This window comes from Oceanimonas pelagia (genome assembly GCF_030849025.1).
GTDB classification, from domain to species: Bacteria; Pseudomonadota; Gammaproteobacteria; order Enterobacterales; family Aeromonadaceae; genus Oceanimonas; species Oceanimonas pelagia.
In genome coordinates this window covers 1,478,141-1,495,216 of record NZ_CP118224.1, presented here as the reverse complement: position 1 = coordinate 1,495,216, position 17,076 = coordinate 1,478,141, and the positions used below count along the sequence as shown (strand labels likewise).

The window sequence follows — 17,076 nt, the reverse complement described above, 5'->3', positions numbered from 1 at the left end:
AGTGAATCTCGTTAAAATAATGAAGAGGAAAGACGTGAAAAAACGGGGCCGCAAAGGCCCCGATTGGCAAACACTCAGCCCAGCAGCCTGGCCAGATCGGCGGTAATGCGGGCGGCTTCCAGCAAATAGCTGTCTTCGGGCTCAAAGTCCTTGGGCGCTTCGTCCAGGGTGCTGACCGGCTGCTTGTGAGCGCGTTTCAGCCGGGCGTTGAGGCGCTCCAGGGATTTGGCGTCCTGCTCGTTGAGCTCGGCCTTGCGCTCGGCCAGGTTCAGGGATACCGAGTCCTTGTCCTTGAGTTTGCGGTACTCGCGAATGTCCTCAAACACATAGGCGAACTCCGGATCCTGCTCTATGCGCGCCAGGTGACGCTGACGCAGCTTGGGCAGGTAGGGCGACAAGTCCTGCACATGGGCGAATTCCAGGCTCTCTATCTGATCCCAGGGCAACGCGTTTTTCTCCAGACTCTCCCCGGTTTCTTCGGCTTCCACCGCGGTGGGGAACGGAATGTCCGGGCTCACCCCCCGGTTCTGGGTGCTGCCGCCGTTGATGCGGTAAAACTTGGCAATGGTGAACTGCACAAAGCCCATGGGGTTTTCATACAGATCATAGATGCGCGACAGGCTGCGGTGCTGCTGCACCGTGCCCTTGCCAAAGGTGTTTTCGCCCAGGATCACCGCCCGGCCGTAGTCCTTCATGGCGGCGGCAAAAATTTCCGACGCCGAGGCGGAATAGCGATCCACCAGCACTGCCATGGGGCCGTCGTAACTGATGCGGTCATCGTCGTCGCCGTTCACCGAAATTCGGCCCAGGCCGTCGCGGATCTGCACCACCGGGCCGCTGTCGATAAACAGGCCGGTGAGTGCCGAAGCCTCGGTCAGGGCGCCGCCGCCGTTGGCACGCAGGTCGATCACCAGGCCCTGAATCTGTTGCTGCTTGAGCTTGTCGATCTCCCGGGCCACGTCCACGCTCAGGTTGACGTAAAAGCTGGGGATCTCAATCACGCCAATGCGCTGGTCATTCACCTCCAGCACCTTGCCGTTGGCGGCCCTGTCTTCCAGACGCACGGTGTCGCGGGTAAGTTCGATAATACGCGGCGTGGCGGCCACGGCCTGGCCGCGCTGAATTTGCAGCCACACCTTGGTGCCTTTCGGCCCCTTGATGAGATCCACTACTTCATCCAGCCGCCAGCCGATAACATCGGTGATTTTGTCGGCAGACTGCCCCACCCCGATGATGCGGTCGTCGGGCTGCAGCTCGCTGGACTTGGCCGCCGGACCGCCCGGAACCAGAGAGCGGATTACGGTGTAGTCGTCTTCCGCCTGCAACACGGCCCCGATGCCTTCCAGGGAGAGGTTCATTTCGGTTTCAAAACGCTCGGCGTTGCGCGGGCTCAGGTAGCTGGTGTGCGGCTCAATGGCCCGGGCAAAGGCATTGGCAAAACTCTGAAAGGCATCCTCACTTTCGCTCTGGGACAGGCGCTTGATGGCGTTGTTGTAGCGCTTGGTGAGGGTGTTCTTGATTTCGTTCCAGTCCTTGTCGGCCAGGGCCAGGCTCAGGGCGTCAAATTTCACCCGTTTACGCCACAGTTCGTCCAGTTCTCGCTGGCTGGCGGGCCAGTCGGCCTCGGAGCGGTCAAACTGATAGTCTTCGGCGCTGTCGAAGTCCATCGGCTCATCGAGCAACGACAGGGCATAACCGAGACGCTCGTAACGGCGCTTCAGGCTTTCGTTGTACATGTCAAAGGCGGCATCAAGCCGGCCGGCCCGCAGCAGATCGTCAAAGCTGTCGCGGTAGCGCTCAAAGCGGCGAATGTCTTCCCGCGTAAAGATATTGCGACTGTAGTCCAGGCTTTCGATGTAACGATCAAAGATCGCCTCGGAAAAGGCATCATCCAGCCTGAACTGCTTGTAGTGAGAGCGGGTGAACAGCGCGGTAATCCGCTTGGCCGCGACCGCATGCTGGCTTTCCGGGGCCAGAACCGGAATGGCATCGGCCTCAATGGCCGGCGTGACCGCCCGGGCCAGCCCGGCAGCCAGCACGGCGGCGGCCACCAGGGAAAAACGAATTCCGTGACTGATCAAACCCTACTCCTCAGAGAACTATGTGATCGAACTTGACGCGAACCGACATGCCGGTTTTAAGCTCCACCTGAACATCGTCCCGGGTCACTTCCTTAATGGTAGCGGGAACCGGAGACTTGCCCAGCAATACTTTGACATTTTGCTCAACGGCGAGTTTCGCAGGATCGACCTTTTTCACCCGCGGGCGGGGCTTTTTGCCGGCGGGCTTTTCCTTGCGCGGACCGAAGACCTTTTCCTTGCTGTCCTTGAGGGCCTGTTTGGCGTGATCGATGTGCTCCTGAGTCAGCTCGCCACAGGGGTTGCCGTCCAGATCAACGCGGCTCATGCCGGCCTTGAGGCCGTGCAGGTAACGCCAGCTGGAAGTGTACTGGCGCAGGGCGGTGCGCAGCAGGGTTTTGGATACCTTGGGATCCTCGGCCATGCGTTCGGCCAGATCCTGAAAGATACCAATCTTGAGCGGCTTGGCTTCGCCGGCCGCAACAAAACACTCGGGAAAGCGCTCGGCCAGGTAGGCGATGACTTCTTTGCTGTTCTTCAGTTTTTCGGAGTTTTCCATGAAATACCTTGGGGTTTGAAACCAGTGGGCGCACCGCCCGTTGAAACCTTCACATTATAAGGGGACCGCAAACAAAAGCGACCCCGGCATGTTACAGCAAGGGCAGTACCCGCTGCACCAGATCGGCCAGGCCCGCCTCATCCTCTGCGTCAAAGCGGGCGTGAACCGGGCTGTCGATGTCGAGCACCCCCCACACCACACCGTTGTCATCAGCCAGGGGCAGTACAATTTCGGAATTACTGGCCGCATCGCAGGCGATGTGGCCGGCAAAGGCATGCACATCCGCTACCCGCTGCACCGCATTGGCGGCGGCGGCGGTGCCACAGACACCCTTGCCCATGGGAATGCGCACACAGGCCGGCTTGCCCTGAAACGGGCCCAGCACCAGTTCATTCTGCTCGCGCAGGTAAAAACCCACCCAGTTGATCCTGTCGAGCGACAGGTTCAGCAGGGCGGAAAGGTTGGCCAGCTTGGCAATGCGGTTGGGCTCCCCGTCACACAGGGCCAGTGCCTGCGCGGTCAGGCTTTGATAAAATGCGTTTTTTTCACTCATGGTGTCAGCGGGTTGGCAATTTTGGCTTAACTTACCTGCCCTTTGGGAAAATGAAAACCAATGATGGTGATGGATGAATAAAAAAGAACCGAACACCGGGGTTTTGCACTGGTCCGTGCTCACCGGCATGATGCGACGCCACAAAAGCTTGCTGATCCGGGCGCACCTGCTGGCCATTGCCGGCACCCTGCTGGCGGTGCCTGTGCCCTTGCTGATGCCGTTGCTGGTGGACGAAGTGCTGCTGGAGCAACCCGGCACCCTGGTGGCCTGGCTGAGCCCCGTATTACCCGGCCAGTGGCAGACCGGCGTGGGCTACATTCTGGCGGTGCTGCTGCTGACCCTGTTGCTGCGCTTCATGGCGCTGGTGTTCAATATTCTGCAGGGACGGCAATTTGCCCGGGTGGCCAAACACATTACCTTTCAGATCCGGCGCCGGCTCACCCGCCAGCTGATGCGAACGCCCCTGCGCGCCTTTGAGTCGGTGGGCGCCGGCAGCGTCAGCTCTCATTACATCACCGACGTGGAAACCCTCGACCGGTTTCTGGGGGAAACCCTGAGCCGGCTGCTGATCAGCCTGCTGAGCGTGGTGGGCACTGCCGTGGTGCTGCTGTTGCTGAACTGGCAACTGGGGCTCTTTATTCTGCTGCTGAATCCGGTGGTGGTGTTCTTTTCCAGTCGTCTGGGCGCCAAGGTGAAATACCTCAAGCGCAACGAAAACAGGGCCTTTGAACTGTTTCAGCAGGCACTGGTGGAAACCCTGGACGGCATTCAGGAAATCCGCGCGGCCAACCGCGAGCGTCACTATCTGCTGCGGGTGATCGATCGGGCCCGGGGCGTGCGCGACACCGCCATTGAATATCACTGGAAAAGCGAGGCCGCCGGCAAAGCCAGCTTTTTGCTGTTTTTGTCCGGGGTGGAGCTGTTCCGGGCCGTGGGCATGATCATGGTGCTGTACACGGATCTGACCGTGGGCCAGATTTTTGCGGTGTTCAGTTACCTCTGGTTCATGATGGGACCGGTGCAGGAGTTGCTCAATATGCAGTATTCCTTTTACGCCGCCGACGCCGCCCGCAAGCGCATCAACGCCATGCTGGCCCTGGGGGGCGAAGTGGAAGCCACCGGCAAGGTGAACCCCTTTGCCGGCGTCACTACCCTGCCCATCGACGTCCGCAACCTGTGTTTTTCATACGACGGCGAACGGCGGGTACTGGATGATATCAGCCTGAACATCACCGCCGGCGAAAAGGTGGCGCTGGTGGGCGCCAGCGGCGGTGGCAAGTCGACCTTTATTCAGTTGTTGCTGGGCCTCTACCCCGCCGACAGCGGCGACATTCGCTTTGGCGGCGTCAGCAGCCACGACATCGGCTTTGCCACCATTCGCGAGCATGTGGCTACCGTGCTGCAACAGCCGGTGCTGTTTAATGACACGGTGCGTGCCAACCTGAACCTGGGCGATGAGCACAACGACGAAGCCATCTGGCAAGCCCTGAAGGTGGCGCAACTGGATGACGTGGTGGCGGCCATGGACAAGGGCCTGGATACGGAAATCGGCCGGCGCGGCGTGCGCCTTTCGGGCGGCCAGCAACAGCGACTGGCGGTGGCCCGCATGATCCTGAAGGATCCGGCCATCGTGATCCTGGACGAAGCCACCTCGGCCCTCGACACCGACACCGAGCAACGGTTGCATCAGGCGCTGTCGGGCTTTCTGCACGGGCGCACCACCCTGATAGTGGCGCACCGGCTGAGCTCGGTGCGCCAGGCTGACCGGGTTATCGTATTTGAAGACGGCAGGATCAGCCAGTCCGGCACGCACCACGAGCTGCTGGAGCAACCCGGGTTGTACCGCACCCTGTATAGCTAGGCTGGCAGTGCGCTGTGACGCCGGGCGGGCACCATCAGGCCACGGCCTTGGCGGCTTCCGGCGCAGTTTTGGCCGCTTTCCTGGCCGGTGTTTTCTTCGGGCCGGACAACTCCGCCTGGTGCTGAGCCAGGAACAGCGCCAGCGCTTCCCGATCCTGTTCATTCAGGCTGACCGGAGCCTGCTCCAGCACGGTTTCAATGTGTTCGGCCAGATCCAGCAGGCGGTCGTAGGCATCCGCCTCTTTCTTGTTGGTAAAAGTCATTTTTTCGATTCCGTTACGCACTACGCGATATTGTACTTCTACGGCCATGGTGGACTCCTTATCTGTATGTAAATACAGTACTCAAGCCGCTGCCGAGTTGCAAGTTGCCGATGTGCCTCCTTTTTGTGAACATGGCTGGCAGACTCGGGATTAAAGTCTAGAATTTAAACAGAGGGCGCCCGGCGTCGGGTGTTCTCTTACTAGCGCACGGCTCAGCCAATGAGCCATTCCCCTGAGCCAGGTACACGGATTTTGTACCTGGCTTTTTTTATGACATCTACGTACCTCGAGTGTTTATGTTAAATAAAAACCCTGTGAACCGTGCTGCTGCTTAAGGATTGTGTTTTCTTTCAGACGGGCTATTATTAATCGCACCATGTGTATGTTGGCATAAAATATATGTTCACCCTCGCCGCCGAGCTGAATCACACCATGTCCTTGCTGGAGTCGGCCCTCGCCGATTTGCGCGGCCTGATTAACGAACGGGCCGGAACTCCCCCCCTGGCCTGCTGCTATCGCCTGCCCGAGGTACCCCAGGGCAAGGAGCACGATCCCGTTGAGCACATTCCGGTGCAGGAACAAGTCACCGGCAAGGCCGCCCTCAACGCTGCCCTTTCCGCCTATGGCCGCTGGCATCTTCAGCCCGACTGCTCCGCCAAGGCCAGTTTTCGGCTGCCGGGGTTTATCGTGCTGCCCGCCTCTGCTCGGGCCGAGCTTGAGCCTCGGCTCAACGAGGTTAACCGGCTCAAACTCGCCTTTCGTGCCCTGGTGCAGCGGCTGGACGATAAAGACAAGAAATTCACCCTGGTGCACGACACCTTTCCCGGGCTCATTACCCTGCAGGTTTATCGCCAGCTGACCCTGCTGCCTCATGGGGCTTCACGGCTGGGCTTTACCTGGGCCAACAAGCAGATTATTCAAAAAGTCGACAAACAAAAGCTGGTGGCGCAGCTGATGCAAAGCCGGCTGAACCCGCCTCCGCTGACCGATCCACATACCTGGATGCAGTGTGTGGATCGGGAAATTTACGACGTTAAACGCCTGCCGGCACATGTGGAACTGCGCCTGCGCCGGCCGGTAAAAACCCACCCCATGGTCAATGTGCGCTGGAGCGAGCCGCTCACTCCCCGCCAGCAGCAGTACAAAGCCCATTTACCCCTGCTGCTGTGTCAGGACGCCCCCCCGGCGGTGACTCCCCTGTGTGATTACCCGCCCGCCAAACCCCGCAAGCGCCGGGCCGCCCGCATTGGCGGCGAGCCGCTGATCCCCCGGTTGCATATTTATCCTTACACGCCCTGACAAGGGGGCCGACGGCAGTGCTATCATGATGTTTCTTTTGTAACTTCTGGTGACCTTATGGCCCTGCCCTTTTCATTGTTGTTGTTACTGGCCAGCCTGGCCGGGCTGACTCCCCTGGCCATCGACATGTATCTGCCCAGCCTGCCCACCATAGCGCGGGATCTGGGGGTGCCGGTGTCCCAGGCCCAGCTCACCATCAGCGTGTTTCTGGCGGGGTTTGCCCTGGGGCAGCTGTTTTACGGCCCGCTGGCCGACACCGTGGGCCGCAAGCCGGTCATGCTCGGCGGACTGGCGCTGTTTACCCTGGCCAGCATCGGCTGCGCCGTTGCCGACAGCATTGAAACCCTGATGACCTTTCGGCTGTTGCAGGCACTGGGGGGTGCCGCCGGCTCCGTGGTGCTCAACGCCCTGCTGCGAGACATGTTTGAACGGGACATGTTTGCCCGGGTGATGTCATTGGTGATCCTGGTCATGACCCTGGCGCCGCTGGTGGCCCCCATCGTTGGCGGCTACCTGCTGCTGGTCGGTCACTGGCACAGCATTTTCGTGCTGCTGGCGATCATCGGCACCCTGGTGACCCTGGCACTGGCCTGGCGCATACCCGAAACCCTGAAGCCCGAACATCGCCAGCCATTCCGGTTGTGGCCGGTGCTGCAAAACTACGGCAAGGTGCTGCGCCACCGGGCGGCGGTCGGCTATATCGGCTGCGGCGGCCTGACCACCGCCGCCATGTTTGCGTTTATCTCCGGCTCACCACTGGTGTACATCGAACTCTACGGCGTGCCGGCCCAGCACTATGGCCTGTTGTTTGCCATGAACATAGTGCTGATGATGGTGCTGACCTTTGGCAACAGCCGGCTGGTGAAACATCTGGGCAGTGACCGGCTGCTGAAAACCGGCCTCACCCTGGCGGCGCTGGCCGGGATCGTGCTGCTGTTCAATGGCATCACCGGGTTTGGCGGCCTGTGGGGACTGGTGCCGGCGGTGATGGTACTGATTGCGCAAATCAGCCTGGTGGGCGCCAACGCCATGGCCGGGCTGCTCAGTCACTTTCCCGAGGCCGCCGGCACCGCCTCCGCCCTGGCCGGTACGGTGCGCTTTGGCCTGGGGGCGGTGGCCACCTTCGCGGTCAATGTCAGTCATGCGGTCTCCGCCCTGCCCATGGCACTGGTCATGAGTCTGTGTGCCTGGCTGGCCCTGGCCAGTTACTGGCTGCTGGTGCGCCCGGCCCTGGTCGCCGGCGGGTAACAATACCCGGCAAATTCCCCGCAAAGCCATTTTTTAATACCGGCGCAAGTGATATAACTAACAGCCGTCGCTTGGCGACCACACTCGCTTTTACAAGAAGGAATTGACAAGACTATGTTCGAGAAGGTCACTGCTGCACCGGCCGACCCCATTCTGGGTCTGACCGATGCGTTCCGTAAAGATGCCCGTACCGACAAAATCAACCTGGGTGTCGGCATCTACAAAGACGAAGCCGGCCAGACCCCGGTACTGCGTTGCGTGAAGAAAGCCGAAGCGCGCCTGGTGCAGGAGCAAACCACCAAAAACTATCTCAGCATAGAAGGCATTGAGGCCTATGGGCAGGTCGTGCAGAAACTGCTGTTCGGCGCCGACGCCAGCATTATTGCCGAGCAGCGTGCCCGCACCGCCCAGGCGCCGGGCGGCACCGGTGCCCTGCGCATTGCCGGCGAGTTCATCGCCCGCCAGCTCGACACCAACACCATCTGGATTTCCAACCCCACCTGGGCCAACCACCGCGCCGTGTTTACCGCCGCCGGCCTGGAGGTGAAGGAATACGGCTACTACAACGCCGACACCAAGGATCTGGACTTCGACGCCATGCTGGCCAGCCTGGCCGATGCCAAGGCCGGCGATGTGGTACTGTTCCACGGCTGCTGCCACAACCCCACCGGCATTGACCCCACCGCCGAGCAGTGGCAGCAACTGGCCAAACTGGCCGCCGACAAGGGCTGGCTGCCGATGTTCGACTTCGCCTACCAGGGCTTCGCCCGTGGCATTGAAGAAGACGCCTTTGGTTTGCGCGAGTTTGCCAGGCACAACCCCGAGCTGCTGATTGCCAGCTCCTTCTCCAAGAACTTCGGCCTCTACAACGAGCGCGTGGGTGCCTTTACCCTGGTGGCCAGGGATGCCGACACCGCCACTACCAGCTTCAGCCAGATAAAAAGCATTATTCGCGCCAACTACTCCAACCCGCCTTCCCACGGCGCCAATGTGGTGGCCATTATTGCCAACGATCCCGAGCTGTATGCCGACTGGCAGGCCGAGCTTAAGGAAATGCGTGACCGCATTCAGGAAATGCGCACCCTGTTCGTGGAAAAGCTGGCCGCCCGGGGCGTGAGCACCGATTTCAGCTTTATTGCCCGCCAGAACGGCATGTTCTCCTTCTCCGGCCTCACTCCCGAGCAGGTGGCCCGTCTGAAGGACGAGTTCGGCATCTACATCGTCGGCTCCGGCCGCATCAGCGTGGCCGGCATCACCAAGGCCAACATCGACGCCCTGTGCGACGGCATTGCCGCCGTGCTGTAAGCCTTATCTTGCCCATAATCAAAAGCCCCGCTCGGCGGGGCTTTTTTTTTTTGTGAATAAACCGGCGCCGGCCTTGTGCAACAAGGCTAAATCACAAAACGGCCGACCAGAGTACGCAACTCACCGGCCAGACGGGCCAGCTCCTGGCTGGACGCGCTGGTCTGGTTGGCACCGGCGGCGCTTTGCACCGACAAATCACGAATGTTCACCAGGTTGCCATCCACCTCCCGGGACACGTGCGCCTGCTCCTCGGCGGCGCCGGCGATGGCCACATTGCGATCATTGATGCCGGAAATGCTGGTGGCGATCTGCGCCAGGGCTTCACCGGCTTCGCGGGCGATATTCAGGGTATCGGTGGTACGTTCGTTACTGGTCTTCATGGCAACCACCGCCTCCTGAGAGCCGCGCTGCACCGCCTGGATCATCTGCTCGATCTCCTTGGTGGACTCCTGGGTACGATGCGCCAGCGCCCGCACCTCGTCGGCCACCACGGCAAAGCCCCGCCCCGACTCGCCGGCCCGGGCCGCCTCAATGGCGGCGTTCAGGGCCAGCAGGTTGGTTTGATCGGCAATGGCGCGGATCACGTCAAGTACACTGGTGATGTCGTTCACCCGCACCGCCAGGCTCTCGATATTGTGCATGGTGTCGCCAATGTCGCCGGCCAGGCTTTCCATGGCGGTAACGGTCTGGCCAACCCGGTCGCGACCAAACTGGGCCCGTTCATCGGCCAGCTCCGACTCCTGGGAGGTGCTGGAGGCATTGCGTGCCACCTCTTCCACCGCCGCGGTCATTTCGTTCACCGCCGTGGCCGCCTGCTCAAGCTCTTCGCTCTGGCGTTGCAGGCCCCGGGTGGACTCCTGGGTGACCGAACTCAGCTCTTCGGAGGTGGAAGCCAGCTGACGGGAGGAGTCGGCAATCTGCTGCACGGTTTCCTGCAGGCTGCGCTGCATGTTGCCGAGGGCGGTCAGCAGCCGGGCCGGTTCATCGCGTCCGGTGACTGCCACCGGCCGGGTCAGGTTACCGCCGGCAATGACCTCCGCCACCCGCACCGCATCGCCAATGGGTTGCACTATGCTGCGGGTCAGCAGCCAGGCCAGCAGTCCCATGCCCGCCAGGGCCAGCACCAGCAGCCCGATGATCACATTGCGGGAGAAGGCATAAACCTGGTCGGTTTGAGTGTTGGTGCTGTCAATGCGCGCATGCTGTACCCGGTTAAGCTCAAACAGCAGCCCGGCCAGCTCCTCGGCCAGCGGCGCCAGCTCCTGCCGTGAGGCCAGATTGGCACCGGCCACATCGCCGCGGCTGGCCTGCGCCATAATGCGGGTGTGCGCCTGCCAGTAACGGGCCTCGGTGGCATTAAAGCGGGCCAGCAGGGCCCGGGCCTCGGGCAGGCGGGCCAGCCGGTCGTATTGCTGTTTGAACCCCTCCAGCTGTTGTCGGGCGGCCTCCAGGTTGGCCTGGGACTCGGCCCGTTTCTCCGCTTGAGCCGAATTGGCCAGGGCCAGGCTGTGCAGGCGAATACGCAGAAACTCCTTGTCGATATTATCCACTGCGGTCAGGCTGGGCACATCGTGAGTGGCCAGCCGGGTGATCTGATCGTTGAGACTGTTGAGCTGAACCAGACTGAGCCCGCCCAGGATCAGCATCAGTACACCGATGGCACCAAAGGCCAGGGCCGATCTCAGGCCAATATTGATATTGCGAAACACCTTGTTCTCCTACCGCACACGTCAGAATTGATATCGAAAACCTATCGGCAGCGCAGCGGATAACTGAAACAAAAATGTCATAATATGTACACAATCGTTCGCCATTTAACCCCGGTACCGATTCGGCTTTATTCGGGTTACGCTCCTGTCGTAGTATCAAGCTTCTGATTCTTCATTGTTTTAGGTGCCCATTTGTCGGACTCGCCACACTCATCCGCCCTTACCGCACAGCCTCACCGGCGCCGGGCCATTTCCCGCCGGCGCCTGCGGGTGTGCCACGAGTGTGATTTGCTGGTAGTGCTGCCGAGCCTGGCCCCCGGAGAAAAAGCCGACTGCCCCCGTTGCGGCCACACCCTGGTGCGCCGCCATGCCAACCCGGCGGAGCGCTCCCTGGCGCTGGCCCTGGCCACCCTGATTGCGCTGGCGTTGTCGGTGGCCTTTCCCTTTATCGGCTTTGAGCTGAGTGGCATCGGCAATCGCATTGAGCTTACCGACAGTGCCGCCATTCTGATTGGCCTGCACCAGCCGCTGGTGGCCCTGTGCGTACTGCTGACGGTGATTATTCTGCCGCTGGTTTATCTGCTGAGTGTAAGCTGGCTGTGTGCCGGCATGCTGCTGGGCCGGCCGCTGCCCCGCAGCCGGCAAATTGCCCGCACCCTGCGCCATGTCAGCCCCTGGATGATGGCCGACGTGTTCGTGATCGGTACGCTTGTCAGTCTTATCAAGGTGGTGGGCATGGCCGACATTGAACTCGGCCTGTCGTTCTGGACCTTTTGCGCCTTTGCCCTGCTGCTGCTGCTGACCACCCAGTCGGTGGACAAGGACTGGCTGTGGTTTTCCCTCGACCGGCGCGGCATGGCACCGGCCGGCGCCGTGCCCGGCCGCAACGCCAGCGAACAGAATCTGTGCGGCTGCACCACCTGTGGCCTGGTGAACGCCCTGCCGGAACGAGGCAAGGCCCGCTGCCGGCGCTGCGACGAGCCGTTACACCCCTGGCACGGCATCAACAACCAGGCCACCCTGGCCCTGCTGGCGGCGGCGGTGATCATGTATCTGCCCGCCAACCTCTACCCCATTATGGTAACCACCTCCCTGGGCAGCAGCTCGCCCTCCACCATTATCGGCGGCGTGCTGTTGTTTATTCAGCACGGCGACTGGCCCATTGCCTTTATCATTTTTACCGCCAGTGTGGTGGTGCCGGTGAGCAAGATCCTGGCGCTGCTGTGGCTGTGCCATGTGGTCAGGCGCGATCGGGCCGGCCTCAGCGCCATGAGCCGCATTCGCCTTTACCGCATTACCGAGTTCGTGGGGCGCTGGTCGATGGTGGATGTGTTCGTGGTGGCCATACTGGTGGCACTTATTCGCAACGGCAACCTGATGTCCATCGAGCCCGGCCCGGCGGCCCTGGCCTTTGCCGGTGTGGTGGTGCTCACCATGCTGGCGGCCATGCTGTTTGATCAACGCAGCATCTGGGCCGGGGCCCCGCTGGCCGGTGGCGCACCGCATCATAACGAAAACCGCAAGGAACCCAACCATGTCTGACACCCCCCGCGCCGAGCGCAAGAAACAGCGCTCCCTGTCGCCCATCTGGATAGTGCCCCTGGTGGCGGTGTTGATCGGCGCCTGGATGATTTACGACAACCTGAGCAAGCTCGGCCCTTCCATTACCCTGGTAATGGACAACGCCGAAGGCATTGAAGCGGGCAAGACCCTGATCAAGACCCGCAACGTGGAGGTGGGCCGGGTGGAGCGGGTCAGGCTGTCGGACGATCTGCAACATGCGCTGATCACCGCCCGCATGAGCCCCCAGGCGGAAAACATGCTCAACGACGAGACCCGTTTCTGGGTGGTCAAGCCACGCATTGGCCGTGAGGGCATCAGCGGCCTCAATACCGTGCTGTCGGGGGCCTACATTCAGTTGCTGCCGGGCAGCAGCGAACAGCCCAAACGTCGTTTTCAGGTGCTGGAACAACCGCCGGTGGCACCGCCCGATGCCCCCGGTCTGCGCATCAACCTCATCAGCCAGGTAGGCACCGCCGTGTCTACCGGCGATCCGGTCAGCTATCAGGGCTATACCGTGGGCCGGGTGGAGCACAGCGAATTCGATCCGGAAAAACGGGAAATGCAGCTGCGGCTGTATATACAGTCGCCCTACGACGTGCTGGTCACCACCACCACCCGTTTCTGGGCCAGCTCCGGCATCGACATGCGCCTCGACTCCCAGGGGTTCCGGGTCAATGTCGGCTCGCTGGAGTCCCTGGTGGGCGGCGGCGTGACCTTTGGCGTGCCCGAAAACACCGCCATGGGCCACAAGGCCAAACCCAATGCCACCTATGTGCTGTTTGCCGACGAGGAAAGCGCCAACGAGGGCAGCTATGAGCAATATCTGGAATACGTGTTGCTGGTGGACGACACGGTACGGGGCCTGGAGCCGGGCGCGCCGGTGGAATACCGGGGCGTGCGCATTGGCTCCGTGGTCAGTGTGCCCTGGCACTTTACCGCACCGCAACCCGACTCCCTGAGCCGGTTCGCCATTCCCGTGCTGATCCGCATTGAGCCCCAGCGCTTTGACAACACCACCGAAATCATCGACACCAAAGCCTGGTATGCGCGGCTGAACCGTATGTTCGGCCATGGCCTGCGGGCCTCGCTCAAGGCCGGCAACCTGCTCACCGGCGCGCTGTTTGTGGATCTCAACTTCCAGAAGGACGCCGAGCCCTTCAAGGCCATGACCTTTGTCGAGCGGCGGGTATTTCCCACCACCACCGGCGGATTTGCCCAGATTGAGCAGAAAGTCTCGAACCTGCTCGACAAGTTCAACAACCTCGACATCGAGCCCGTGGTCAATAACCTGAACAGCACCCTGGTGGCGACGCAGCAGACCATGGACAAGATCAACCGCATTGCCGCTTCGGTGGATGCGCTGCTGGCGGATCCCGCCACCGGCGAACTGCCCGCCAATGTCAACCAGACCCTGCGCCAGCTCAGCGACACCCTGGCAGGCTTTGCCCCCGACTCGGAAGGTTACAACGAGCTGACCCAGACCCTGTCGCGGCTGGAACAGCTGATGGCAGACATACAGCCGGTGATCCGCACCCTTAACGATCAGCCCAACGCCCTGATCTTCGACCGTACTCCCACTCAGGATCCGCAACCGAGGGCCGCCAAATGATGCCGTTCAACACCAAACGCCTTAGTTCCCTTTCGCTGCTGCTCGGCCTGGCCCTTGCCGGCTGTGCCGGCAGCAATGAGCCCGGCACCGCCGCCTATCTGCTGCCGGCAAGCAGTGCCGAGCAACGGCATGATGCCAGGTTGACGGTATTGGTGGCGCCCGTTGCCCTCGCCGCCTTTCTCGAGGGGGACGGCATTGTGATGCAGCTCGACGACATTGAAGTGCACCAGGCCCGCAACCACCTCTGGGCCGAGGCCCTGCCCGAGCAGTTGCGCCGGCTGTTGCTGGACCGGCTGAGCGCCAGCCTGCCCCAGGCCCAGGTGATTGCCCGCGGGCAACCCAGCGCCGGCAACATGCCGGCCCGTGAAGTTCGCCTGCAACTGGATCGCTTTCAGGGCCGTTTCGATGGCATGGCCCTGATCCAGGGCCACTGGCAATTGCTGAACGGTCGCGGCGAGCTGCTGGAGCAACGGGCCTTCAGGCTGGAAACGCCGCTCACCGCAGACGGTTACCCGGCCCTGGTGCGCGCCCTGGCCGGCGGCTGGGAGCAACTGGCCGATCAGCTTGCCGCCAGCCTGGTGGCCAGTCTGGCATCATAGAGACAAACGACCCCTTCATGGCCGAATATACTGAAGGGATCGTCCGTCATGGTGGCTGACGTGACAAGGATATGATGACAAATGTATGTTGGCATAAAAACTGAAAGCGGCGGCAATGGCGCCCGGTCTGCCTGTTGACGACATCGAGGACACATCATGCTCAGGATACTCATGAAATGGATGCTGTTGCTGCTGTTGCTGCCAACCGGGGTGCAGGCTTCCGACGCCGAGGCCTGGCTGGCGCTGAAGGAAGGCCGTGCCATGCTGCTGATGCGCCATGCCAATGCGCCCGGCGCCGGTGATCCTCCCGGCTTTGTGCTGGAGCGCTGCGACACCCAGCGCAATCTCGACGCCCGTGGCCGGGCGCAGGCCGAGGCCTGGGGCGAACGGCTGCGCAGCCACGGCATTGGCGAGGCCAGGATCTACAGCAGCCAGTTTTGCCGCGCACTGGACACCGCCCGTCTGCTGGGGGTGGGTGAGGTGGTGCCCACACCCGAGCTCAACTCGTTTTTTTACCGGCGAAGCCGGCGCTCGGAGCAAACGCAGGCGTTGCGCCAGTTTGTGGCCGGGCTGGAGCCGGGGCTGCCGGTGGTGCTGGTCAGCCACCAGATCAACATTACCGCCCTCACCAGCCGCTTTCCCGCCTCGGGCGAGGCGCTGATCCTGGCCCTGCCCCTGGAAGAGCGGATCCGGGTACTGGCGAGCATTCGGCCCTGATACGACCGGGTGAATCAAATGGCTCTTGCATGTTGGAATAAGCTATTCATGTTCAACCAGAATCAGCGCGTCGGTATCAAACCCTGCCCTGCCGGCCCGTTCAATCAGCCGTTGGCGTAATTCGGGCGCCAGCTCGGGCCGACGTGCCAGCAACCAGAAGTAATGGCGACTGGGGCCCGACACCAGGGCATATTGATAGTGATCGTCGAGTTCAAACACCACATAGGCACCGTAAAAGGGGCCGAAAAACGACACCTTGAGGTGAGCCAGGTCGGGCGTTTCAACAAAATAGGCCTTGCCTTCCGCCTGCTTCCATTCCCCTTTCTGCACATCAAAGCCCCGGTTAATCACCCGCACGCCGCCATCATCGCGCAGGCTGTATTCCGCCGTCACCCGCGCAAGCCCCCGCTCAAAGGAATGATCGAGCCGCGCAATTTCATACCAGGTGCCCAGATAGCGGTTCAGTTCAAACCCGGTTACCGGGGTAATGCCTTCGGGCTTGCCGGTGCATCCGGCCAGCAGCAACAACAGCGCCAACAGGCTGTGCTTCATTCAATGACTCCTTGTGGTTTCATCATCGGCGGCGCCAGCCCGGCCAAACACCGGCTCCAGCCCACGGGCTTCGTCCAGGTGCAGTTGCAGGTGCGGAAAGGGAATTTCAATGCCAGCGTCATCCAGCCCCTGCTTGATCGCTTCCAGCAGTTCGCAGGATATACGCCCTTTCACCTCCACATCCCGGGCGCTGACCCACACCTGGGCGCTGAGCACCACGGAGGAGTCGGCCAGCTCCCGCAGCTGCACCCTTGGCTCGAGGGTGTCGTTGTTAATGGTGCGCGGATGCGCCGCCAGAATGGGCATGATAACGCTTCTGGCGTGCTCAACCGAATCCTTGTAGGCAATGTGCACCGGAATGCGAATACGGGTAGGCCCTTCGGCGCTGTAATTGATGATGTCGGTGGTGGCCACGCTGTCGTTGGGAATCATGGCAAACACATTATCGCGGGTACGCAGCCAGGTGGTTCGAAAGGCAATACGCACCACCCTGCCCTCCTGGCCATGAATGCAGACCCAGTCGCCAATACGAAAAGGCCGTTCAATCAGCAGGGTGATGCCGGCAATAAAGTTCGACAGGGTAGACTGGGCGGCAAAGCCCACGGCAATGCCCACAATGCCCAGACCGGCAACAATGGAGAGCACGTCAAACCCAAACTGGGCCATCACGGTAATGGCGCCCAGGGCCATGAGTGATACCGACAGGGTGTTTTTGCACAACTGCACCAGGGAAGAGTCGAGATGACGGCGCGACAACCGGTTGATCAGCCCGCGAGACAGCAACTGCCACACCAGATAAAAGGCCAGGGTCATCAACCCGGCCCGGGCCATGCCCTTGATGAGGCCGTCTTCGGCGCCATACTGCGCCAATATGGCCACCAGAGTCGCCAGCCCCAGCAGGTAGCGCAGCACCACCCGGCCGGTGCGGTAGGGGCCGGCGCCGTGCCCCAGCCGACCCAGCAGCCAGCGCATCAGCAGACTGCCGGTCACATACAGCAGCCAGAACAGCATCCCGATCATCAGGGTGACCAGCAATTGTCCCACCGCATACACCAGCAGTTCCTGCCAGTTGTAGCCGCTCAGCCCCAGGGCGTTGCCGGTATCTTCAAGACTTTTGCGAAACTGTTGCCACAGCAGAGCCACTTCGTCGTCGTTCATTCAG

General features: G+C 61.4%; 15 protein-coding genes. 8 read left to right on the top strand and 7 right to left on the bottom strand.

Features of this window, described 5'->3' with window-relative positions:
• Window positions 1–74: 74 nt before the first annotated feature.
• The 3 genes from prc to msrC all read right to left on the bottom strand — a co-directional run bounded on the left by prc (window position 75) and on the right by msrC (window position 3,190).
• Window positions 75–2,081 (bottom strand): carboxy terminal-processing peptidase, encoded by a 2,007-nt coding sequence (prc, locus tag PU634_RS07090; RefSeq protein WP_306763362.1) that lies wholly within the window; start codon window positions 2,079–2,081, stop codon window positions 75–77.
• 10 nt (window positions 2,082–2,091) lie between these two features.
• The gene (gene proQ, locus PU634_RS07085; RefSeq protein ID WP_306763361.1) at window positions 2,092–2,637 is read right to left on the bottom strand and encodes an RNA chaperone ProQ; all 546 of its coding nucleotides are present in this window, start codon (window positions 2,635–2,637) and stop codon (window positions 2,092–2,094) included.
• A gap of 91 nt (window positions 2,638–2,728) precedes the next feature.
• Entirely contained in the window at window positions 2,729–3,190 is a 462-nt protein-coding gene (gene msrC, locus PU634_RS07080; RefSeq protein WP_306763360.1) for a free L-methionine (R)-S-oxide reductase MsrC, read from the bottom strand.
• A gap of 73 nt (window positions 3,191–3,263) precedes the next feature.
• Here msrC and PU634_RS07075 point away from each other — a divergent pair, with 73 nt between their 5' ends.
• Complete coding sequence (locus PU634_RS07075) at window positions 3,264–5,051, top strand: ABC transporter ATP-binding protein (RefSeq protein WP_306763359.1); 1,788 nt, start codon at window positions 3,264–3,266, stop codon at window positions 5,049–5,051.
• 34 nt (window positions 5,052–5,085) lie between these two features.
• Here the strand turns inward: PU634_RS07075 and PU634_RS07070 are convergent, their stop codons facing one another.
• The gene (locus PU634_RS07070) at window positions 5,086–5,361 is read right to left on the bottom strand and encodes a YebG family protein (protein WP_306763358.1); all 276 of its coding nucleotides are present in this window, start codon (window positions 5,359–5,361) and stop codon (window positions 5,086–5,088) included.
• 351 nt (window positions 5,362–5,712) lie between these two features.
• Here PU634_RS07070 and PU634_RS07065 point away from each other — a divergent pair, with 351 nt between their 5' ends.
• The 3 genes from PU634_RS07065 (at window position 5,713) to PU634_RS07055 (ending at window position 9,165) form a co-directional block, all read left to right on the top strand.
• The gene (locus tag PU634_RS07065) at window positions 5,713–6,612 is read left to right on the top strand and encodes a DNA replication terminus site-binding protein (RefSeq protein ID WP_306763357.1); all 900 of its coding nucleotides are present in this window, start codon (window positions 5,713–5,715) and stop codon (window positions 6,610–6,612) included.
• A gap of 57 nt (window positions 6,613–6,669) precedes the next feature.
• Window positions 6,670–7,860, top strand: coding sequence for a Bcr/CflA family multidrug efflux MFS transporter (locus tag PU634_RS07060; RefSeq protein WP_306763356.1), 1,191 nt, complete (start codon window positions 6,670–6,672; stop codon window positions 7,858–7,860).
• 114 nt (window positions 7,861–7,974) lie between these two features.
• Window positions 7,975–9,165, top strand: a complete 1,191-nt coding sequence (locus PU634_RS07055; protein ID WP_306763355.1) for an amino acid aminotransferase — start codon at window positions 7,975–7,977, stop codon at window positions 9,163–9,165.
• Between the two features lie 86 nt (window positions 9,166–9,251).
• Here the strand turns inward: PU634_RS07055 and PU634_RS07050 are convergent, their stop codons facing one another.
• Window positions 9,252–10,874 (bottom strand): methyl-accepting chemotaxis protein, encoded by a 1,623-nt coding sequence (locus PU634_RS07050; RefSeq protein ID WP_306763354.1) that lies wholly within the window; start codon window positions 10,872–10,874, stop codon window positions 9,252–9,254.
• Window positions 10,875–11,066: 192 nt separating this feature from the next.
• On the opposite strand from PU634_RS07050, the gene PU634_RS07045 reads away from it, so the two are divergent.
• From PU634_RS07045 to PU634_RS07030, 4 genes are all read left to right on the top strand, one after another.
• Window positions 11,067–12,416, top strand: coding sequence for a paraquat-inducible protein A (locus tag PU634_RS07045; protein WP_306763353.1), 1,350 nt, complete (start codon window positions 11,067–11,069; stop codon window positions 12,414–12,416).
• The gene (gene pqiB / locus PU634_RS07040; RefSeq protein WP_306763352.1) at window positions 12,409–14,046 is read left to right on the top strand and encodes an intermembrane transport protein PqiB; all 1,638 of its coding nucleotides are present in this window, start codon (window positions 12,409–12,411) and stop codon (window positions 14,044–14,046) included. The genes PU634_RS07045 and pqiB overlap by 8 nt, the downstream gene beginning before the upstream one ends.
• The gene (locus tag PU634_RS07035; protein WP_306763351.1) at window positions 14,043–14,645 is read left to right on the top strand and encodes a PqiC family protein; all 603 of its coding nucleotides are present in this window, start codon (window positions 14,043–14,045) and stop codon (window positions 14,643–14,645) included. Before pqiB ends, PU634_RS07035 begins: the two co-directional genes overlap by 4 nt.
• Before the next feature lie 156 nt (window positions 14,646–14,801).
• A complete protein-coding gene (locus PU634_RS07030; protein ID WP_306763350.1) occupies window positions 14,802–15,362 on the top strand; it encodes a histidine phosphatase family protein in 561 nt (186 codons plus the stop codon).
• A 42-nt stretch (window positions 15,363–15,404) separates the two neighbouring features.
• Here the strand turns inward: PU634_RS07030 and PU634_RS07025 are convergent, their stop codons facing one another.
• Window positions 15,405–15,914 (bottom strand): lipocalin family protein, encoded by a 510-nt coding sequence (locus PU634_RS07025; RefSeq protein WP_306763349.1) that lies wholly within the window; start codon window positions 15,912–15,914, stop codon window positions 15,405–15,407.
• A complete protein-coding gene (locus PU634_RS07020; RefSeq protein WP_306763348.1) occupies window positions 15,915–17,072 on the bottom strand; it encodes a mechanosensitive ion channel family protein in 1,158 nt (385 codons plus the stop codon). It abuts the gene before it with no gap.
• Window positions 17,073–17,076 lie beyond the last annotated feature (4 nt).